Annotated in this window: 23 protein-coding genes; 15 read left to right on the top strand and 8 right to left on the bottom strand. The window is 56.1% G+C overall.

The annotated features are described in order from the left end of the window. Window positions 1–97 precede the first annotated feature (97 nt). Complete coding sequence (locus EYR88_RS05550) at window positions 98–961, top strand: PPK2 family polyphosphate kinase (protein ID WP_131088696.1); 864 nt, start codon at window positions 98–100, stop codon at window positions 959–961. A gap of 6 nt (window positions 962–967) precedes the next feature. Here EYR88_RS05550 and EYR88_RS05545 read toward each other — a convergent pair whose 3' ends face one another. Next, window positions 968–1195 carry an exodeoxyribonuclease VII small subunit gene (locus tag EYR88_RS05545; RefSeq protein WP_131088695.1) on the bottom strand — a complete coding sequence of 76 codons (228 nt, stop codon included), beginning with the start codon at window positions 1193–1195 and terminating at the stop codon, window positions 968–970. 22 nt (window positions 1196–1217) lie between these two features. Next, window positions 1218–2480, bottom strand: a complete 1263-nt coding sequence (xseA, locus tag EYR88_RS05540; protein ID WP_131088694.1) for an exodeoxyribonuclease VII large subunit — start codon at window positions 2478–2480, stop codon at window positions 1218–1220. Between the two features lie 296 nt (window positions 2481–2776). Between xseA and EYR88_RS05535 the strand changes: the two genes are divergently transcribed. The 12 genes from EYR88_RS05535 (at window position 2777) to EYR88_RS05470 (ending at window position 13322) form a co-directional block, all read left to right on the top strand. Continuing rightward, window positions 2777–3967 (top strand): SH3 domain-containing protein, encoded by a 1191-nt coding sequence (locus tag EYR88_RS05535; RefSeq protein ID WP_131088693.1) that lies wholly within the window; start codon window positions 2777–2779, stop codon window positions 3965–3967. Between the two features lie 100 nt (window positions 3968–4067). After that, window positions 4068–5165, top strand: a complete 1098-nt coding sequence (locus tag EYR88_RS05530) for a 4-hydroxy-3-methylbut-2-enyl diphosphate reductase (protein WP_131088692.1) — start codon at window positions 4068–4070, stop codon at window positions 5163–5165. Between the two features lie 62 nt (window positions 5166–5227). Beyond that, window positions 5228–6313: a redox-regulated ATPase YchF gene (gene ychF, locus EYR88_RS05525; protein ID WP_131088691.1), complete on the top strand. Its 1086-nt coding sequence runs from the start codon at window positions 5228–5230 to the stop codon at window positions 6311–6313. Window positions 6314–6840: 527 nt separating this feature from the next. After that, window positions 6841–7083, top strand: a complete 243-nt coding sequence (locus tag EYR88_RS05515; RefSeq protein WP_131088690.1) for a type II toxin-antitoxin system Phd/YefM family antitoxin — start codon at window positions 6841–6843, stop codon at window positions 7081–7083. A 12-nt stretch (window positions 7084–7095) separates the two neighbouring features. After that, window positions 7096–7353: a type II toxin-antitoxin system RelE/ParE family toxin gene (locus tag EYR88_RS05510; RefSeq protein ID WP_131088689.1), complete on the top strand. Its 258-nt coding sequence runs from the start codon at window positions 7096–7098 to the stop codon at window positions 7351–7353. After that, window positions 7350–7937, top strand: a complete 588-nt coding sequence (locus EYR88_RS05505) for a GNAT family N-acetyltransferase (RefSeq protein WP_131088688.1) — start codon at window positions 7350–7352, stop codon at window positions 7935–7937. Before EYR88_RS05510 ends, EYR88_RS05505 begins: the two co-directional genes overlap by 4 nt. A 190-nt stretch (window positions 7938–8127) precedes the next feature. Beyond that, window positions 8128–8580: a GNAT family N-acetyltransferase gene (locus EYR88_RS05500; RefSeq protein WP_242632461.1), complete on the top strand. Its 453-nt coding sequence runs from the start codon at window positions 8128–8130 to the stop codon at window positions 8578–8580. 456 nt (window positions 8581–9036) lie between these two features. Then, window positions 9037–10287 carry a hypothetical protein gene (locus EYR88_RS05490; protein WP_207306464.1) on the top strand — a complete coding sequence of 417 codons (1251 nt, stop codon included), beginning with the start codon at window positions 9037–9039 and terminating at the stop codon, window positions 10285–10287. 82 nt (window positions 10288–10369) lie between these two features. After that, on the top strand, window positions 10370–11047 hold the full coding sequence (locus tag EYR88_RS05485) for a response regulator transcription factor (protein WP_131088686.1): 678 nt from the start codon (window positions 10370–10372) through the stop codon (window positions 11045–11047). Further along, window positions 11044–12330, top strand: coding sequence for an ATP-binding protein (locus EYR88_RS05480; RefSeq protein ID WP_131088685.1), 1287 nt, complete (start codon window positions 11044–11046; stop codon window positions 12328–12330). Before EYR88_RS05485 ends, EYR88_RS05480 begins: the two co-directional genes overlap by 4 nt. A 212-nt stretch (window positions 12331–12542) precedes the next feature. Continuing rightward, a complete protein-coding gene (locus EYR88_RS05475) occupies window positions 12543–12992 on the top strand; it encodes an SRPBCC domain-containing protein (RefSeq protein ID WP_242632460.1) in 450 nt (149 codons plus the stop codon). A 48-nt stretch (window positions 12993–13040) separates the two neighbouring features. Beyond that, a complete protein-coding gene (locus tag EYR88_RS05470) occupies window positions 13041–13322 on the top strand; it encodes an antibiotic biosynthesis monooxygenase (RefSeq protein ID WP_131088684.1) in 282 nt (93 codons plus the stop codon). Window positions 13323–13445: 123 nt separating this feature from the next. On the opposite strand, the gene EYR88_RS05465 is transcribed toward EYR88_RS05470, so the two are convergent. From EYR88_RS05465 to EYR88_RS05460, 3 genes are all read right to left on the bottom strand, one after another. Then, window positions 13446–14123 carry an alpha/beta hydrolase fold domain-containing protein gene (locus tag EYR88_RS05465; RefSeq protein ID WP_242632459.1) on the bottom strand — a complete coding sequence of 226 codons (678 nt, stop codon included), beginning with the start codon at window positions 14121–14123 and terminating at the stop codon, window positions 13446–13448. After that, the gene (locus EYR88_RS16215) at window positions 14093–14407 is read right to left on the bottom strand and encodes a hypothetical protein (protein ID WP_242632458.1); all 315 of its coding nucleotides are present in this window, start codon (window positions 14405–14407) and stop codon (window positions 14093–14095) included. The genes EYR88_RS05465 and EYR88_RS16215 overlap by 31 nt, the downstream gene beginning before the upstream one ends. A gap of 88 nt (window positions 14408–14495) precedes the next feature. Further along, window positions 14496–14792, bottom strand: coding sequence for a DUF4287 domain-containing protein (locus EYR88_RS05460; RefSeq protein WP_131089798.1), 297 nt, complete (start codon window positions 14790–14792; stop codon window positions 14496–14498). Between the two features lie 160 nt (window positions 14793–14952). On the opposite strand from EYR88_RS05460, the gene EYR88_RS16210 reads away from it, so the two are divergent. Then, on the top strand, window positions 14953–15996 hold the full coding sequence (locus EYR88_RS16210) for a GNAT family N-acetyltransferase (protein ID WP_242632457.1): 1044 nt from the start codon (window positions 14953–14955) through the stop codon (window positions 15994–15996). Between the two features lie 37 nt (window positions 15997–16033). Here the strand turns inward: EYR88_RS16210 and EYR88_RS05445 are convergent, their stop codons facing one another. Continuing rightward, window positions 16034–16537 (bottom strand): DinB family protein, encoded by a 504-nt coding sequence (locus EYR88_RS05445; RefSeq protein ID WP_131088683.1) that lies wholly within the window; start codon window positions 16535–16537, stop codon window positions 16034–16036. Window positions 16538–16674: 137 nt separating this feature from the next. On the opposite strand from EYR88_RS05445, the gene EYR88_RS05440 reads away from it, so the two are divergent. Beyond that, on the top strand, window positions 16675–17508 hold the full coding sequence (locus EYR88_RS05440; protein WP_165477283.1) for a hypothetical protein: 834 nt from the start codon (window positions 16675–16677) through the stop codon (window positions 17506–17508). A gap of 85 nt (window positions 17509–17593) precedes the next feature. Here the strand turns inward: EYR88_RS05440 and EYR88_RS05435 are convergent, their stop codons facing one another. Next, the gene (locus tag EYR88_RS05435; protein ID WP_131088681.1) at window positions 17594–18361 is read right to left on the bottom strand and encodes an SCO1664 family protein; all 768 of its coding nucleotides are present in this window, start codon (window positions 18359–18361) and stop codon (window positions 17594–17596) included. Continuing rightward, window positions 18358–18885: a DUF3090 domain-containing protein gene (locus EYR88_RS05430; RefSeq protein WP_131088680.1), complete on the bottom strand. Its 528-nt coding sequence runs from the start codon at window positions 18883–18885 to the stop codon at window positions 18358–18360. The genes EYR88_RS05435 and EYR88_RS05430 overlap by 4 nt, the downstream gene beginning before the upstream one ends. Window positions 18886–18891: the final 6 nt, after the last annotated feature.

Below are 18891 nucleotides of genomic sequence, written 5' to 3'. Positions count from 1 at the left end.
CTGGTTCGGTGAAGGTGTTTTTGCGTCGAAACATCTATTTGTCAGCGCTGCTAAATTCATCCCACCGAGAAGCTGAACTGCGCGTTATGCTGGGGTCATGAGCAAATATCCGCAGAATCTGCTAGCTTCATTGCGCGTAGTAGGCCCGGTTGACTTGGCCGAGCGCGCCACCGGAGAACCTAAATGGTGGCCTAAGAAAGCTCCTCAAACTAAGGCGCAAGCAGCCAAGCGATTAGCTGAGATTGCCCTTGAACTCGCTGAACTTCAAGAACGCTTATTTGCTTCCGCATCCCACGGAGTGATCAACGATTCACTGCTTCTGGTGCTTCAAGGAATGGATACCTCCGGCAAGGGTGGAATCGTGCGCCACGTGATGGGTCTGTTTGATCCTCAGGGCGTAGACCACCACGCATTTAAGACGCCAACTGATGAAGAGAAAGAACACGACTTCCTCTGGCGCGTTGAGAAGCAGCTACCCAAGCCGGGACACATCGGCGTTTTTGACCGCTCACACTACGAGGATGTGCTGATCCACAAGGTGCAGAAACTGAGCACCGGACGACAGATTCAGGGCCGCTACCGTCGTATCCCCACCTTTGAACGCAAGCTAGGTGAGCGTGGCATCCACCTATTCAAGGTGATGCTGCATATCAGTGCCGACGAACAGTACGCGCGACTGCGCGAGCGCTTAGACCGTCCAGATAAGCACTGGAAGTACTCGCCAGGCGATGTAGATGATCGTTTGCTTTTTGCTGAGTATCAGCAGGCTTATGAGATCGCCATTGAACGTACCGCCACCGAAGATGCACCGTGGTACGTAATTCCGGCAGATCAGAAGTGGCGGGCTCGGCTCTGTGTAGCTGAGCTACTCTTAGCTTCGCTGCGTGACATTGATCCGCAGTGGCCGGAAGCTGACTTTGATGTCTCGGCCGAAAAGAAGCGTCTGGCTGAGACTAAGTAACGGGTCTTAGTCGTTAGTGTCTTCTACTCGGCTGCGTGCTTGCTCAAGACGTTGCGAGACACCGTTGAGCCAATTTTCGCAGTGTGCTGCGAGGGCTTCGCCGCGCTCCCACAGCGCGAGCGAAGCTTCCAGCGCGACGCCGCCGGTTTCCAATTGGCTGACCACGGTCAGCAGTTCTTCGCGAGCTTGCTCGTAGGAGAGGTTCTTGATGTCCTCAGGGATTGGTGTAGTCATGATGGCTCCAGAATTCTTCGAGTTAGTTCGCGGCATCGCCGGCGGGAATTGATTGTTTGGTCTGCGCGGTGAGCTGCCCTGAGGCCAACCGGATGAAGAGCTCAGAATCAACCGGGGCATCTGCGGCTTCACGCACGATACTGCCGTCAGCAAGTTGCGTGACCGAGTAGCCTCGGTCCAAGGTCTGCTGAGGAGACAGTGCGCGTACCTGAGATTTCAAATGGTTGATCTCATCCCGGGCTCGTTGCACGCGGTAGTGCAGCAGGTCCGTAGAGCGTTGCTTCCAACGCTCTAGATCTTCGGCTCGTGAAGTCACCATTACCTGCGGGTTGGCAAGCACCGGACGCTGACGTACGGAGGCGAGAAGTTGTGCTTCGCGTTCCAGCAAGTTGTTGATTGAGCGCTCAAGACGATTACGCGCCAACTGCAGTCCGGCGAATTCTTCATTAAGATCCGGAACAATACGCTTGGCCGCATCCGTGGGAGTTGAGGCACGCACATCCGCGACATCGTCAAGGATTGGCCGGTCTGCCTCGTGGCCAATGGCCGAGACGACCGGAGTCGCGGCAGCGAATACTGCACGAATCAACTCTTCGTTGGAGAACGGCAGCAGGTCTTCTAAGGCGCCGCCACCGCGGGCAATGACGATGACATCAATCTGCGGATCAGCATCAAGTTCCTTGAGCGCAGCGGTCACTTGGTTGGCAGCGTCCACACCCTGAACTGCCGTATTGATCACCCGGAATTGGGCGGATGGCCAGCGCAGTGTGGCGTTGCGCAGAACGTCCTTTTCAGCATCTGAATCACGTCCCGTGATCAAACCAATACGCCCAGGAAGAACTGGCAGTGGCAGTTTGTGCTCAGGGGCAAAGAGACCTTCAGCGCCCAAAGCTTGGCGCAATCTTTCGAGTCGCACCAATAGTTCGCCCAAGCCCACCGGGCGAAGATCTGTCGCATTCAAAGAAAGGCGACCGGTCTTCGCATAGAAGCTTGGCTTCACCTGCGCCACTACCCGAGAACCTACCTCAGGGGTGGCGTCGAGCTTGCGCATGGTGGAGGACCAAATCGTCACCGAGAACGAGAAATCCGAATCCACGTCACGCAGGGTGAGGTAGGCATGGCCATTGCGCACATTGGCTTCCAACAGTTGTCCCTCCACCCACACCACGGGGGAGTTCTCAATGTGGATTTTCAGCTTCTCTGAGAGCAGGCGCAGCGGCCACGGGTTATCCGCGGTGGTCTGCCCAGCAGTAGCCGGCAGGCTTGCTGGTGATTGGGGCTCCATCCAGGCCGCTCCTTGAAAAATCGATGTATGGCACCAGCTCTCACAATCGCTGTTGCACAAGTGAGACTACCGTATGGCACCGACGGTTCTAGGGATTACTGAGCCTTTCGGTGCTCCAATCTAGATGGAGCATTGGTATCACAATGGGTGAAGTTTAGCTGTGGTTCATCGTGACTAGCAGTCTTGGAATTGCTTTTCGAACAATTGGATTAAGCCTTCGTTTTTGTGTTGCCTCGCGCTTACACCAAGCGCACACTCTTGAGCATTGGAGAATCATTCGCGAAAGGCACAGCGTCATGCATGGGGAATCAAAGAATCATCACTTCCGGCGGAGTATAGGAGCAACGGCATTATCGGCAGGATTGCTGGTCGGCTCGGTTCCACTCTCGGCCTCAGCCCTTGGCGCGGGGTCACTGTCCGTGCCGGCAGTATCAACCGTTGCTGTGGCAACCGAACTGTCCATCGACTGGCCCGCACGGGTACGAACCACCGACAACCTGAACATGCGCACCGGGTCGTCCACTGCCTATTCGGTGCTGAAAACAATCCCTAAAGGCACCTCGGTTGCCGTGGTGGGGCGCGAGTCAAACGGCTGGTACAAAGTCAGCTACGACGGCAAGAGTGGATACGTGAGCAACAGTTATGTTGTCGCCGCTTCGGTACGAACGCTAGACAGCCTCAATATGCGAAGCGGTGCATCCACCAGCTACCGAATTCTGAAAACTATTCCCACCGGGACCACGGTCTCTGCCTACGCCAAAGCCTCCAACGGCTGGTACAAGGTCAGCTACGGCGGATCCACCGGCTGGGTCAGCGGAACCTACGTCACCACCTATCCCAAGCCACCGTCAGCACCAATGAGCAGCGGGCCAAACCGGACCTCACGAGTGGTGCTGACCTTTGATGACTGCCCGAGCACCCTGAGCGCATATAAGGACACCATCAACTATGCCGCCAGCGCCAACATCGGTTTGGTCATCGCACCGATCGGGGACTGCCTAGCTTCCTACAAATCACGCTACGGGGTGGATCTGGCCAGCCTGGCCCGCGCCAAAGGCCAATGGGTGATCAACCATTCGATCAGCCACCCGGATCTGCGCCCACTGAGCTGTCAGAAGGTTGGGGCGCAACTTGGTGGCACCGGTGTCCACACCAACTTCGGGCGTCCACCCTATGGGGCAATCGACGGTTCGGTTCGTTGTGGTTACAACAGCCGCGGCATGGCCCCATGGACCTGGACTCGGGATACCGAAGACTGGAAGGTGAAATCCAAGTCCATCACCATCGCCCGTGCTGCGGCGGCGGCCAAGGGGGATACCGTGCTCATGCACATGCAGTGGTACGGCTTCTCGCCCGATTCACTACGCCAGATCAAAGCCAAACTGGCCAATCGTGGCATCGGTGTCTGCCGGACATACAAGGGTAGCGATGGGACCGGAGCGGTAGTTCGCACCCCGGTGAAGTTCCCAAGTTCGCTGCCTTGTTAGCTGGTTTTCTGATGAGTGGAGGTGGAACTCACAGGGTGCAAAGGGTGGCGCGCATCATATGAGCATGGGCTAACTTGCATCCAGTTCGTAGACTAGAGGTATGGCTACTTCCACTTCCATTCCGGTATCGCTGCCAGTCCCACGGATTCCGCGCGTACGTCGCTCTCCAGCCGAGATTGCAGCTGCCTCTCCACAGGTGAACGAACGCAAGGTTTTGCTCGCAGCACCGCGTGGTTACTGCGCCGGTGTGGACCGTGCCGTGGTGGCCGTTGAAAAGGCTTTGGAGCACTACGGCCCACCGGTCTACGTGCGCAAGCAGATCGTGCACAACCTGCACGTGGTCTCCGAGCTGGAGTCCCGCGGAGCGATCTTCGTGGAAGAAAACGAAGAAGTTCCAGAAGGCGCACTGGTGGTTTTCTCCGCCCACGGTGTGTCCCCGGCAGTGGTTCAGTCCGCGGCCGACCGCAACTTGCAGACCATCGATGCCACCTGCCCGCTGGTCACCAAGGTGCACCGCGAAGCCGTGCGCTTTGCCAAAAACGATTACGAGATCCTGCTGATCGGTCACGAAGGCCACGAAGAAGTTGAAGGTACTTACGGTGAAGCACCGGAAGTCACCACCATCGTGAACAACCCGGAAGAAGCTGACACCGTACAGGTCAAGGACCCGGATAAGCTCATCTGGCTCTCGCAGACCACGCTGAGTGTGGATGAAACCATGGAGATCGTGCGCCGACTACGCGTGCGTTTCCCCAACCTGCAAGATCCACCCAGCGATGACATCTGCTACGCCACCACCAACCGTCAGGCTGCGATCAAGAACATCGCTCCACAGTCCGATTTGGTGATCGTTGTTGGTTCAGCGAACTCTTCCAACTCGGTGCGACTGGTTGAGGTGGCACTAGATCATGGCGCTAAGGCTTCCTACCGTGTGGACTTCGCCAATGAAGTAGACGAGTCCTGGTTTGAAGGTGTCTCCACCGTCGGCGTGACCTCCGGCGCCTCGGTGCCTGAGGTGCTGGTGCGCGAAGTGGTGGCCTTGCTGGCCGAGTACGGCTTCAACGACGTCGCCGAGGTAACCACCGCGGAAGAGGACATTATCTTCTCGCTGCCTAAGGAAATTCGCGGCAAGCTCAAGGAAGCCGGAGACGAGGAACGCGCCCTTGGCGGTCGTGGTTCCCGTCCGCAGTCCAACTAAAGAATTCACGCGCCAGTAGATCATTGCGCGCTCATCACTAGCAAAAGGTAGAATTTTCTCCCGTGGCTCTTACTATCGGAATCGTCGGACTGCCCAACGTCGGCAAGTCCACCATGTTCAACGCGCTGACCAACGCCCAGGTGCTGGCAGCCAACTACCCCTTCGCAACCATTGAACCCAACGTGGGTATCGTGCCGTTGCCTGACTCGCGTCTAAAGGTGCTCGCCGGAATCTTCGGATCCGAGCGCATCTTGCCAGCAACCGTGTCCTTCGTGGACATCGCCGGCATCGTTAAGGGCGCCTCGGAAGGTGAAGGTCTGGGCAACAAGTTCCTGGCCACCATCCGTGAAGCCGATGCAATCTGCCAGGTAACCCGTGCGTTTGTTAACGATGACGTCATCCACGTCAACGGCAAGGTGGATCCGGCCTCGGATATCGAGACCATCGCTACCGAGCTGATCCTTGCAGATCTACAGACCATCGAGAACCAGCTGCCACGCCTTGAAAAGGAACTGCGCAGCAAGAAGATCGAGAAGTCCTTCATGGACGCTGTGCTTAACGCGCAGAAGGTGCTTGAAGAAGGCATCACCCTGTTCGCAGCGGGCAAGACCAAGGGCATTGACCTTGAAGAGCTTGCTCCAATGCAGCTGATGACCACCAAACCATTCATCTACGTGTTCAACACCGATGAAGCTGGCCTGGCGGATGCTGAGATGCAGGCCAAGCTCTCCGAGTTGGTTGCTCCTGCTGAAGCGATCTTCCTCGATGCACAGTTCGAGTCTGAGCTGGCCGAGCTGGAAGAAGACGAAGCCGCCGAGATGATGGAAGATGCCGGCATCCAAGAGTCCGGTCTGGATAAGCTGGCTCGCGTTGGTTACGACACCTTGGGTCTGCAGTCGTACCTGACCGCTGGTCCAAAGGAAACCCGTGCCTGGACCATCCGTCGCGGCGCTACCGCTCCGGAAGCTGCCGGTGTGATCCACACTGACTTCCAGCGTGGCTTCATCAAGGCCGAGGTCGTTGGCTTTGACGATTTGGTTGCCGCTGGCTCAGTGGCCAACGCCAAGTCTGCGGGCAAGGCTCGCATCGAAGGCAAGGAATACATCATGAAGGACGGCGACGTCGTGGAGTTCCGCTTCAATGTCTAAGCTTTCTCACCACTAGCGAAGCGCTCCTTGGATTTTGAATCTTGGGAGCGCTTTGTTGTATTTACAGGGCACTCGAACAGTGCTCTCTGCACCTGTTGATTCATGCCCATTCCTGCACCAACGCAGAACTGCATGCTTGGCGCAGTAACGAGTAAGATGGACTCACTAAGACCGGTTCCGCCTACCTCGGTAGGTCCAGGGCCGGTCCTCATTTTTGTCAGGCGCGTTCATAGACGACGACGTCTTAGAGGCCTATACGAATTCAGTCGCAGTGACCGGCGAGCAGATCGTGGCGCACACAAATATGTACTTCTCAGGTCTGCGCTATCCCGGACAACTGTTCACTGTTGATACTCACTCAAACGTTGTGTTCTAGAAGTCAGTTGGCCAATACCGGTTAACGCTCGGCCATGGGTGCTTTGTGCTGGGAATCGGGGAGTCCGCCGCGACCTCTGAGATGATCGCTAAAGCCATCATGAGCATCTGCGAGCATTGCGTACAACTTGTACAAGTCGTACCATAGAATCATGACTTCAGCGACTCTTTCCCAATTCCGTAGCCAGCAGAGCGACTACATCGCCGCTGCACAGCGTGAGCCTGTCGAGATCACCTCCCGCGGTGCGGGTCGTCGCGCTGTCGTCGTTTCTCCCGAGTTCTTCGACCGTGCGATGCAGGCGTTGGAGGAGCAAGCGGACATTCGGGCCGCGGCGGAAGCGCGCAAGGAGCCGCATGTTCCTTTTGATGACTTGATGGCAGAGCTTGGGCTCTGAATCCGGGTTGACGTGAGCTATCGGATCCTCATCTCCCGGGGAGCCGCCAAGACCTTTCGGGGGCTCCATCCGCAGGCTGCTGCACGCCTGAAGGCGGCGATCTACGAACTCGCAGAAGATCCACGTCCGCCGGGAAGTCTGCAGCTGAGCGGCGGAGAAGGCGAACTTCGAATTCGCGTCGGCGATTACCGGGTCATCTACGACGTCCAGGAAGAAGAGCTGGTGGTCTTAGTACTACGCCTCGGCCACCGTCGAGAGGTCTATCGGTGACGCCACGAGGTGAGTTGGATGAAGACAACACGACCGAGATCGCGATCGATGTCATTGCGCACACCGATCTGACAACAAGCGACATTGGCAGACTCCGCCGACTATTCGATGCGGAGTACAACCAAGAATTCGGTGAATGGGATCCGGAACTACCGTACGGCTACGCGCCGCACGACTTCCATATTGTCGCCCGACAGCACGGTGAGGTTGTCGGTCACGTCGGTTGGGCACGGCGTAGCATCCACGTCGGCGATCATGAGATTGTCGTGGGGGGAGTCGGAGGTGTTTTGGTCTCCGACTGTGCACGAGGTCAACGGCTTGGGGGTCGCCTCATGATTCGTGCGGCAGAATCTATGTCGGCTGCGGGCAGTATCGCGTTCGGCTACCTCGGGTGTCGAGAAGATGTAGTTTCGTTCTACACGACATGCGGATGGAGTCGGATCTTCGCTGCGGAGAACTCAATAAGTCGCGCTGGGAAGCCCGTATTCGATGCGCCGGGGCAACCCTTGCTGATCTTACCCATCGAAGCACCGCTCAGTTCGTGGCCTGTCGGCGAGGTCGACCTATGCGGTCGCGCGTGGTGATCGCTGAAGGTTAGTATTCGCAGCAACGTGCTGTGGATCCGTCCCAAGTCCAAGTAGCCCGAGCAAGATGACCCGTAGCTTCGAGATGTCCGGTTAAGCGGACGTCTTTGAACCAGCCCGAACTACACAAGAGGTATAGATGGACATACGGCTGATCGATTCGAGACAGTCCAAGGCATTACAGCGACTCATGGAATCGAACGCACAGTATTCGCGTCTGGTTGAGGGAAGAGCTCCAGTTCCTACTGCCGCGAGTGACGCTCTGACTGCACAGCCGCCGAACGTAAGCTGCTTACAAAAGGTTGATCTCGGGCTGTGGGATGGGCAAGAGCTCGTTGCCTTTGCTGATGTGATCATCGGATGGCCCGCAAAGACGGTTGCTCACATTGGCTTGCTGATGACGGATGGTGCTCGTCAGGGAGAGGTCCTCGGCCGGATGAGGCACGACGCCGTCATTGATCTAGTTGCCCAGAGCTCGGACATCAAGTCGTTGCGACTGTCGGTCGTTGATACTAATGCTGATCTGGCGGAGCCGTTTTGGAAGAAGCTTGGCTACGTGCCCACCGGCGAATCGGAGCCATACGTGTCTGGGAGTGTGGAGTCGACCGCCCGTATCTGGTTGCGGCCGGGGGTGGTGGACTAAGCCTTTATAGCCAGGGTCCCAGTCAGTTAATCCTGTACGCGTTTGTTTGGAACACCGTACCAAACGCCAGGTGCAGCTCGCATTTCCTCATGCAATTTCGAGTAGGGCACAGGGGACTTTCCAGCGGCGATGATGGCGTTCTCAAGCGTGTCACGCTCAACCCAGACATCCCGAGGATCCGCGCTTGCTTCCAGTCGCAGCGCCGAACCGCTTCATCTTCGCTCAGCCCCTACAAAGCGAGATTATCAGCAAACTCTTGGATGGTGGCGCGACGTTCGCGTGCGTTCAGCGACATGGAAACCTCCGATGAGACGTTGACTCACAAGAACCTCTGTCTAAGCACCTTTGATCATGCTGAATTGAAACTCAACGCAACTAAACTGGTTTGCTCATTTTCGGCTCATTCTTCTGCTGGAAACTTCTCTTGAAAGCATCAGCAGCTATTTTGGAGGAAATATGAGCAGCTACGTTCCACAGGGCATGTCATCAGCGGATTCCTTGGGCATTCGCCGCCGAAAAAGCAACGAAATGATGATGAAAGTTCCGATCATCACCGCGACATTCTGGGCCGTTAAAATCCTTTCAACCACCGTCGGCGAAACATTTGCAGATTTCTTGGCCGTTAATGTGGGGTTGGGTCCATTGCCGACCACAGGCATGATGCTGGTTCTATTGGCCATCGCCCTGGTGATCCAGTTCCGCACTCGTCGTTACACGCCATGGATCTACTGGCTCACCGTCGTTCTGGTGAGCATTGTAGGAACACAAATCACCGACTTCTTTACCGACACTTTAGGCGTCAGTCTCTACGTATCCACCCTCGTATTCACCATCTTGCTTGCCGTGGTCTTCATCGTTTGGTACCTGCAGGAGCGAACACTGAAGATCACCTCCATCGATACGGTGAAGCGTGAAGCATTCTACTGGGCCGCTATTCTGACCGCCTTCGCCTTGGGCACGGCAGCTGGAGACCTGGCAACCGAAGCTTTGGGACTCGGATTCTTGTGGGGCACCATCATCTTTGGTGCACTGATCGTGGCTTGTGCCGTCGCAGCAAAGCTCGGCATGTCCACGGTGACAGCATTCTGGATTGCTTACGTGCTCACCCGACCATTGGGAGCTTCAATTGGCGACCTAATCACCCAGAACAAGGGCTATGGAGGCTTGGGACTGGGCGCTTCATTGACCAGTATCCTGTTCTTGGTCGTGATCGCAGCGTTGGTTATCCGCGAGCAGATCATCGTTCGCCGCCACGGGGTGCTCACCAAAGACCAGGCCTCCACTCGTGGACAGGGTCAGGACCTTGCCTGGGCCTTCGGAGCCAGTGCAGCACTGGTGATCGCAGCGACGCTTGTTGCCGGTAGCTCCTTGGCACCGCAGCAAGCATCAACCAGTGCAGCTGGAGGTCAACACGCGGCTCAAGGCCCATTGGGTGACTTGTCGCAGTTCTCCACGATCGTGAATGACGTGACGAACAAGGTCAAGGCTGGGAATCTGACCGGAGCAACAACTCGAGTCAAAGATCTGGAAACCTCATGGGATAGCTCCGAAGCTGGGCTCAAGCCAATGTCACCATCGGACTGGGGAACGATGGACAAGGCCCTCGACCGCGAGCTGACAGCGCTACGAGCTAGCCAGCCGGTACAAAGCGACTGCCTTCACGCCTCACAGGATCTGCAGAAAGTTATCGCAGGGCTTTCAGCCTAAACTCTAAATAACAGCATTGGTGGCCGTAGTATCTGTAGCTCAGGTACTGCGGCCGCCATTCCGTGTCAGTAAAGGAGCACGCATGCCACGCATACTTGTGGTGGAAGATGACCCCATGATCGGTAGCGTGCTCATCGCACGTTTGGCCGAAGACGGGCATGTCGTGCAGCTGATCACTGATGGTCCAAGCGCTAAACACTACAGCAAATTCGGTGACTTCGATATCGTCCTGCTTGATTTGGGACTTCCAGGACTGGACGGGTTGGACGTATTGCGAGCGCTACGGCAGCCATCGACTGAAGAGTTGGCACCGGCCGTCATTGTCATCACCGCCCGTGGTAGCGTCGAGCAACGCGTCGCGGGATTAGACATTGGTGCGGATGATTATCTGGTGAAGCCCTTCGCCTATGAAGAGTTACTGGCCCGTATTCGGGCGGTTACCCGGCGCGGCTCGGTTCATCAATCCTCGATTCTGCGGGCCTGGGGCATCAGTCTTGACGAAAGTGCTGCCACGGCGACTCGTGCCAACGGAAATCCGGTCGCACTGACCAAACGGGAACTAGCTCTTTTGCGTGCGCTGCTTCTGCATTCCGGACAAGTGCTCTCCCGAACGCAGCTGGAAGCACAGGTCTATGCAGATGAAGTTGACATCGAATCCAACGCGATCGATTTCCTCATCGGAAAACTCCGGGCGAAGTTGGGTGCCTCGACGATCAAAAACATACGTGGGCTTGGGTGGATGGTGGCCAAAGAATCATGAACTCCTCACCGCCGCTTTCGTTGCGCACCCGTCTCATCACAGCCTTGATGCTTGTCATCTTGGTCATCACAGGATTGGCCGCCGGTTGGGCCTTCCAACGAGCTCAACTTGAAGCCCGCGAGGCGCAAGACGGTCTGCTCACACGTGTCGCAGAAATCGTCAAGGCTCCCGGAGCAAACTTTGAACAAGGACAGCCTTCAGATCTACCGGATGAATCAAGTTTGGTGGTAGAAATTCTTGGCCACTCAAAGAGCAAACATCAGTTGCCAGCTGATCTTAGGACCGGTTTGCAAACGATTACGCTGGGGTCCGGGGAACAACGCGTCTTCGTCGAGGACCTGGCTAACGGCAGCAAACTTGCCGTAGCCCAATCCACCGCGGTGCGACAAGATGCCGTGAGCGAGACCTTGACCTCCACGCTGGCACCAATTCTGCTTAGTGCGCCACTCATGATGGTTCTAGTGTGGCTAGTGGTGAGCTGGGCGCTGCGTCCGGTAGAAAAGCTGAGGCGAGAATTGGCCACGCGCCACGATGGTTCTTTAGATCCGTTGCCGCCAGCACGAATGCCCACAGAACTTGCAGGGTTCATCCAGACCCTAGAAGAGCACCATTCAAGGGCTGCTACCGTGCTGGAAGAACAGCAACGATTCGCCGCTGAGGCAGCCCACGAACTACGAACGCCGGTGGCCGCGGTGTCTTTCCAAGTAGAGTATCTCGCGGCAGCCCGCAGCGAGGAGGAGCGGCATGAACGCAGTGCTGCGCTGAACTCCGGAATCGAGCGCCTACGCCGGCTGTGCGATCAGCTATTGACCATGGGTGAAGTAGAACATCGCGCTGACACCCCTGCTTCATTGGATGAAATTGCGCGGACGGTAGTCAACAACCTGATGGTGTTGCCAGAAGCTTCCGAAGCCCAGATGGAATGGCAGCTAGGCGATTGCGCAGCCCAAGAAGTTCCATCCATTGCGGTACGAACAATCATCCTAAATCTCGTTCACAATGCCATACGATACGCAGGTGCTGACGGGCCCATCACCATTAGCGCCCACGCCACCAAAAAGTCACTCATCATTGAAGTCCAAGATCACGGTCCAGGAATTAAGGACCCCAAGAAGGCTACTGCTGCTTTTCATAGGGAAGCCGGGCAACATATACAGGGCAGTGGGTTGGGATTAGCCATTACCAACGGGGCAGTGGAGAGATTGGGAGGAGAACTCACGCTGGGTCCGCGCCCCGACGCGCAAGCCGGTACCTGTGCACGGGTCACCCTGCCGATCGAATAGGACTCACCGAATAGAGCATGAGTTCGGAATTTGGGGCGAACGCCGGTCAAAGGGTTCTAAGAGTGTAAGACGAAAGTGCCGGGTCCCTGCGAACATGAAGCTACCTCGGACCAAAGATTCATTCGGGCATATACCGTGGGTGCCAGACTGGCGACACTTCGAAGTGCATCAGAACGAAGCGACTGGGAAAGAGAAACTCATGAATACTGACCTTGATCTTGTTATCGAGCGCGTCATTCGTGCTCCGCGCGGCCGTGTGGAATGCCTGGACTCAGCCGGATCTCTTTGCCCAGTGGTGGATCCCAAAGCCGTATCTCTGCCAGGTCGAGAGCTTTGACGCACAGGCAGGTGGAGGCTTTGTCACCCAGATGAGCGAAGACGGCAAGAGCTTTGTACCTCATATGGACGCCGCCTTCTTAGCTGTTGACGCTGAAGAGCGCATCGTCTTCACTAACGCGGTGGATAGTACGTTGCGTCCGGCCAACCCGGTGCCGGTTTCAGTAACAGGTGAAGTGACACTGACCGATCACGTCGAAGGCACCCTCTACCGTATTGTGGCCCGGCATGCCGATACTGCTGCCCGAGCACAACACGATGAGCTGGGGCTCCTTGAAGGGTGGAGTCTAGTTACTGCGCAGCTCGCTGAACTTATTGAGGACTAAGGAAAGCGGATCTGATCCTAAAGTTTCTGCGGTGCTACTCTTGGTGCCATGTATACGGTTGTGTCTATCCACACTCCACATCCCGAGCACCGAGATGCGCTAGTCGACTCCATGCACAGGTTTGGTGCCGCAATGCGCGGTAATGACGGACTTATCGGTGTCCATACACTTCAAGATGCCACAACAGGTCGACTTGTCGGCTTGGCAATGTTCGAATCAGAAGAAGCGGCACAACGACTTTTGCCACTTGCTCGCGCAGCGGTCGAGACAGACGCATTTGATGTCTGGGAGGCACAGGACATTGACGGACTAAAGCTTTTCGAAGTCTAACGGCCGAAGCTTCAGGGCCCACATTGCCAAACTGTATGCTTTGCTGCGCGGATAGGTGATGTCTTTGTCCCCATGTGGACGCGGCCCGTTTGAAGGATGAAATCTACATACCGCTATCTAGCTCTAGAAGAGCTGGGCAATCCATTGGCTCCGGGTGGAAATCATCTTCTTGCCCAGCACAGAATCCGGAGCGCTCATATCAAAGCCATGGAAGCCACCCGGCCACACATGTAGTTCCGCTTGGACGCAAGCCTGCCAAAGCGCAGTTGCGTAGGCGACATCTTCATCTCGGAAGACCTCAGCAGATCCGCAATCGATAAACGTCGGTGGAAGCCCCGACAAGTCCATAGCCCGGGCTGGAGCAGCATAGATCGACACGTCGTCGGTGCCCTTGCGCTCGCCGAGGAGAGCGGTCCAGCCCATCACATTGCTGCTGCGATCCCAAATACCTTCTCCGTCAATCTGAACGGTGGAGATGGTGTTGTCGCGGTCATCAAGCATCGGATAAATGAGTACTTGGCCGGCCAATGCCGGGCCCTTTCGATCCCCAGCCAGCAGCGCAATGCCTGCAGCCAATCCGCCGCCGGCACTGGCCCCGGCAACGATTAGTCGGTTGGGATCAATGCCGAGTTCCTCAGCATGATCGCTGCTCCACACCAACCCTGCGTAGCAATCCTCTACAGGGTAGGGATCAGGGAATTCTGGAGCAAGACGATACTCGACGGTGACTGCCACCGCGTCGTTTTCGATAACCCAAGGAAGGAACTGGCTCAGCCCAGCCCACCGGTCACCGATGACCATTCCGCCACCGTGGGTGTAGTAAATACCTGGACCGCTTCCTGTGCGCCGTCACGTTGCAAAACCGAGACCACGATTTCTGCACCCTCAAAGCCTTTGATGGTGACGTCGCGGCGGATGATCCCAGTGCCGGCAAGAACTTGCTCCGGAGGCACTTCGGCAGGGTTAGCTTCGCGCAGCAGCGGAATCATCTCGGCGGTCAAAGTTGGCGGGAGCTCGTCCGTGGCCGAAGTCAGTATGGCCTCTGGCTCCGGATCAAAAAGTGGACGCGGATGAGAATGGGGCATCGAGGCACTTTTTTCCTATGGTCGCTTCGCTGCGACGTTTTTGTCTGCTCCGAATGCGGTGATGAGAAAGCAGAATTGTTTATTGGTCTTATTTTGCCGAAGGTTTGCTAGCTATGCCGTCGAGCCACAACGTCTCTGACTCATCGCTGTGGACACCATCGGTCCCGACATGTTTGCTGCTGATCGTTGGTCCCTTTTGGATGACGTGAACCAGTGCCATGCCGTGACCGCGCCCCAGCTCGTAGTCTTCCTTCAACCAAGTCAAGATTTCACCAGCTTTGACTCCCGGTGCATCGAGGCCTTTTTGGTGGGCGATAGCCACAAGCTGGCGAGGTGTCAGATGTGTCTTTTTCTCGATGGTGTCTAGATACGCCTGGAAGGACATGGGCTGACCTGTCATTACTAGAGGAAGGGCCAAACGGCACCTAGTGGGTAGATTACCGTCCGTTTTTACTGCAGAGCAATACCTTGAGCCTGTTCAGACCTAGAAAAGTGCACCCTCGAATACCTCGTGAGCTCGCTGTATTCATGGCAGGATGCCTTGTATGACATCGCCTGCTCCAGCATTGCCCATACCAACCTTGCATACCGCGAGGCTGAAGCTGCGTGCCTTTACCGAAGCGGATGCCGCGGAGCTGTTTGCCCTACAGAGTAACGCCACTGTGCTGCGCTACTGGGACTCGCCACCCTGGGATGACCCAGCGGCAGCCCACCGGTTCATCGTCGCCTGCAATCTTATGGCAGAAGAAGGAACTGGCGTCCGTCTGGCAATTGAGCATAGTTCCGACGCCTCGTTCCTGGGCTGGTGCACCTTCAATTCGTGGAACCCAGAGTTCCGCAATGCTTCGTTGGGGTACTGCTTCAACGAAAATGCTTGGGGTCATGGTTATGCCACGGAAGCGGTAGCCGCCGTGCTGGACTGGGCTTACACAACCCTTGATCTCAACCGGGTTCAAGCTGAAGCGGACACGCGAAATATCGCTTCGGCCAAGGTCTTAGAGAAGCTAGGGTTTCAGCTTGAAGGCACCTTGCGTCAAGACTGCACGGTCAATGGCGATACTTCGGATTCGTGGGTCTACGGCTTGCTGCGCAAAGATTGGGAAGAGCATCAACAATGCAATAAAGCCGGCAAAAGCTGGACTGCGAAGCTTGATGAGCCAGTGCCAGAAGACGTTGTGCGTTTATTGGCTACGGTGCCCGAATGGTTTGGCCAGCCCGAGGCCAACGACGAATACATCCAAGCCGCGCACACCAAGGAAACGTGGACGGTCCGTGATCAGTCGGGTGCGGTCCTCGGAGTAACGCTTGTTGATCGGCACTTCGCGCATGCGGCTGAAATACATCTGACCCTAGTGGACCGTCAGGCCCACGGTACAGGCGTCGGCACCGCCATGATGAACGCCATCGAGGCTGATGCACGGGCCAGTGGGGTACGTCTTTTAGAAGTCAAAACTCTCGGAGCATCGCATCCGGACGTTGGTTATGCCCGGACGCGACACTTTTATGAGCGGTGCGGATTTCTCGCAGTAGAAGAAACTGACCTGTGGGGTCCTGGGACACCCTGCTTGATCATGGTGAAACCGTTGTAGCCGGTCTCAACGCACGAAGAGGCTTTCCACGAAACCGCTAGCTGTTGGCGGTGACTGCTCCGGCAGCGTAGGCGGCCTGGCCAATGTGTTGCGTGGCATCGTCAATGATGGAAACGAGGCGCACCCCGCGGGTTACTGGAGTCTCCCAACTCGTATCGATCACTTCAGCAAAGTCGGTTTCGGTCAACACGTTGATGTATTCGGCTAGAGCTTGAAGGCAGGCTTCGACATAGTCAACCAACAGCTGACGATCCGAGACCTGAATCTGACGAGCTTGCTCTTCGGTGTGCCCGTATCCAACTGAGTCACCGAGTTCACCCAGATCAAAACGGTCCCGGTAGGACTCCCATACTTCAGGTTTTCCGTACAAGTGCGAAAGCTGAACATCAATCTCGCGGCCGGTGTGCCAGAGCAGCCATGCCACGGAGTTCGGGTGATTTCCGGGATGAGCGTTCAATTGCTCAGCGTTCAGTTCTGGGATTCGATGGGCTGCGTCGATGGGACGTTGGATGAAATCGGCAAAAATAGCGTGAGCATTCATAGTTCCATTGTGCCTGTCCGCCTGGGCATTACCTACGATCCTGGGGTGGAAGATCCAAGTACGAGATCTAGGTGCGAGTACGCTGACGTAAAAGAGGATCAGGCCATCACCAGATGGGGACGACGAGGAGAACTGTGATGCGCGCAGACGGACTATTGGCCCTTCAAACTGGAGTGTTCCGTCTTCCTGACGGCCAGCCTGCAACATTTGAGACCTTCGAGTTCGGCAAGCTTCGTGTGTCCTCGGGTCAATTGGCTATCAGCGATCCGATACTGCTGCAGACCCCTAGTGTGCTGAGTATCCCGCCTGGTGATTACAAGGTTGTGGCAACCATTGCCCAAGTACCAGAAAGCTACGATCTAGCGTTGAGTCGACCAGCCTATCTGAGCCTGGTCCTCTCTGATCAGCCAACTGTCTCAGTTGCCCCTGCCACGTTCGAGCCAAGTCATGTCGAAGCGGGGACGCGGTTGGTAGACCAACGGGCGGGCATGCCAAATCTACGAGGTATCCCGAGCTCGGAGATGTCCAGTGTTGCGATGAGCGATGCCGAAGCTATCGTGCCCAATATGCCGTCTGATCCAGATACGTGGTTTGATACTGTCATTTCGCCCAGCGACGGTTCCGGGTGGTTCGACCGGATGGATACAGAAATTGACGGTCCACTCGGCTCCCTGATCACCACATTGCCTAAAGCTGTTGACGGCGAAAACATTGCCATTCTGATTGCTCGGCCAGAACGGGTATTCCCCGTAGTAGAGAGCAGAGACGAAACGGGAAAACTCAGCGGAATTCATATCGACTTGCTGGTTATCGGAGCGCTCAGTGAAGCACTTCATGCCTTTGACGGTCAGGATGAACTGGCGTTGGAATATGCCCACGAGGCTGAGCGGACGGCAAACCGTCAGGCTAATTCCGGCGCGCGTGAGTCTCGAGGAGTCTTGGGCCTGCTCAAGAAATTTCTCAATCTCTAGTTGGCAGGACGCCCCGCGTGTTCTGGCGCAGGTGAGACTTCATGAGATCCAGATTTTTCTAGCCTGACCGGTCAACAAGCTACTGCTAAAACAGTGGCCAAGGCACAGCCGGCATTTCACCGCTGGGGCCCGGAAAGACTGCATTCTTACGCAAACTGAGGCATCGGTCCTTGAACGCTGTTAGCTCAGCAATACTCAGTAACTGGGAAAGCTGCTCGCCGAGCTGCGCATCAAGTAAGGTGATAATCCGGTCGATGCCGTCGATTTCTTCCTCGGACAGCGGCTGCCCAATCCAACCCCAGAGAACCGTGCGCAATTTGTGTTCTTCATGGAAACTCAGCCCATGATCTACACCGAATCGATGGCCATCGGGCATAGCTAGAACGTGGTTGCCTTTGCGGTCTGCGTTGTTCACCAAGACGTCAAAGACTGCCATTCGACGCAGTTGAATACTATCTTCGTGCAGCAGGCTCACCTGCGCTCCACTCTCATCTTGCCCATGCAGAACCGTTTGCCAGCCGGTGGCCGGAAGCTTGTCGCTGGCCACTAGATCAACGGCGTGCTGTTCAGGGTCTACGTCTTGCCATAGCTGCACCATGCCGATACCCAATGGACCTTTACGCAACCAAGTACGTGGAACTACATTCCAGCCCAGCGCTTCAGAAACCAGGTACGCCGCAACCTCGCGGTTAGCTAGGGTGTGGTCTGGAAAATCCCACAAAGGTTTTTCACCATCAACAGGCTTGTAAACGACGCTCAGCTCACCGATGGTGCCCAAAAACGTGGCATTGGAAGCGGTGGTGATTCGACCGGTGAGTTCCAGTTCATCGGTGAGCAGATCAGATGGCGTCATGAAAGTTCTGGTCCCTGACAGGTATGACCATCTGGATCAATCGGGTAGCCACAAGTCGAACATACGGGGCGTCCGGCAGCCACAATTTCATGGGTTCGCATTGCGAAGGCACGAGCTGTGCCAACTGGCATCCGCACATGCATCACTGCCTCAGGTTCTGACTCAGGATTTTCTTCGTTCAGCGAGAAGGCTTCCAGCACAACTTGCGCCACGGTGGCGTCCCATCCAAGGTTCATTGATCCGGCGCGGAAGGCCTCTTCGACCTCTTCCAGAGGATCGTTATCTACTAGCTCCACCGGAGTGTGAGTGGGAACGCTGAAAGCATTACCGGAGATCGTAGAGACTTGATCAAGAATTTCGTCAATCATTTCAGCTACGACTGCAGCTTGCTGCTTTTCCAAGGCGATACTGGTCATTGTTGATCCAGCGCGTGCCTGCAAATAGAAGGTACGCGAGCCCGGCTCGCCGACGGTGCCAATGACAACTCGATCGGGCCAATTAAAATCGTGGACTATTTCCGCCATGTCTAC

It is taken from the genome of Arthrobacter sp. S41 (assembly GCF_004320535.1).
GTDB lineage: Bacteria > Actinomycetota > Actinomycetes > Actinomycetales > Micrococcaceae > Glutamicibacter.
Note: the sequence above shows the minus strand (reverse complement) of the source record. Positions and strands in the feature narration are given on the sequence as shown.

Bases quoted from the DNA above. Each gene is read 5' to 3' on its own strand.
- EYR88_RS05435 (WP_131088681.1), bottom strand. From the start codon at position 18,361: ATGACGCCATCTGATCTGCTCACCGATGAACTGGAACTCACCGGTCGA.
- EYR88_RS05485 (WP_131088686.1), top strand. From the start codon at position 10,370: ATGCCACGCATACTTGTGGTGGAAGATGACCCCATGATCGGTAGCGTG.
- EYR88_RS05460 (WP_131089798.1), bottom strand. From the start codon at position 14,792: ATGTCCTTCCAGGCGTATCTAGACACCATCGAGAAAAAGACACATCTG.
- EYR88_RS05530 (WP_131088692.1), top strand. From the start codon at position 4,068: ATGGCTACTTCCACTTCCATTCCGGTATCGCTGCCAGTCCCACGGATT.
- EYR88_RS05465 (WP_242632459.1), bottom strand. From the start codon at position 14,123: ATGGTCATCGGTGACCGGTGGGCTGGGCTGAGCCAGTTCCTTCCTTGG.
- EYR88_RS05445 (WP_131088683.1), bottom strand. From the start codon at position 16,537: ATGAATGCTCACGCTATTTTTGCCGATTTCATCCAACGTCCCATCGAC.
- EYR88_RS05440 (WP_165477283.1), top strand. From the start codon at position 16,675: ATGCGCGCAGACGGACTATTGGCCCTTCAAACTGGAGTGTTCCGTCTT.
- EYR88_RS05470 (WP_131088684.1), top strand. From the start codon at position 13,041: ATGTATACGGTTGTGTCTATCCACACTCCACATCCCGAGCACCGAGAT.
- EYR88_RS05535 (WP_131088693.1), top strand. From the start codon at position 2,777: ATGCATGGGGAATCAAAGAATCATCACTTCCGGCGGAGTATAGGAGCA.
- xseA (WP_131088694.1), bottom strand. From the start codon at position 2,480: ATGGAGCCCCAATCACCAGCAAGCCTGCCGGCTACTGCTGGGCAGACC.
- EYR88_RS05480 (WP_131088685.1), top strand. From the start codon at position 11,044: ATGAACTCCTCACCGCCGCTTTCGTTGCGCACCCGTCTCATCACAGCC.
- EYR88_RS05430 (WP_131088680.1), bottom strand. From the start codon at position 18,885: ATGGCGGAAATAGTCCACGATTTTAATTGGCCCGATCGAGTTGTCATT.
- EYR88_RS16210 (WP_242632457.1), top strand. From the start codon at position 14,953: ATGACATCGCCTGCTCCAGCATTGCCCATACCAACCTTGCATACCGCG.
- EYR88_RS05500 (WP_242632461.1), top strand. From the start codon at position 8,128: ATGGAATCGAACGCACAGTATTCGCGTCTGGTTGAGGGAAGAGCTCCA.
- EYR88_RS16215 (WP_242632458.1), bottom strand. From the start codon at position 14,407: ATGCCCCATTCTCATCCGCGTCCACTTTTTGATCCGGAGCCAGAGGCC.
- EYR88_RS05515 (WP_131088690.1), top strand. From the start codon at position 6,841: ATGACTTCAGCGACTCTTTCCCAATTCCGTAGCCAGCAGAGCGACTAC.
- EYR88_RS05550 (WP_131088696.1), top strand. From the start codon at position 98: ATGAGCAAATATCCGCAGAATCTGCTAGCTTCATTGCGCGTAGTAGGC.
- EYR88_RS05545 (WP_131088695.1), bottom strand. From the start codon at position 1,195: ATGACTACACCAATCCCTGAGGACATCAAGAACCTCTCCTACGAGCAA.
- EYR88_RS05490 (WP_207306464.1), top strand. From the start codon at position 9,037: ATGAGCAGCTACGTTCCACAGGGCATGTCATCAGCGGATTCCTTGGGC.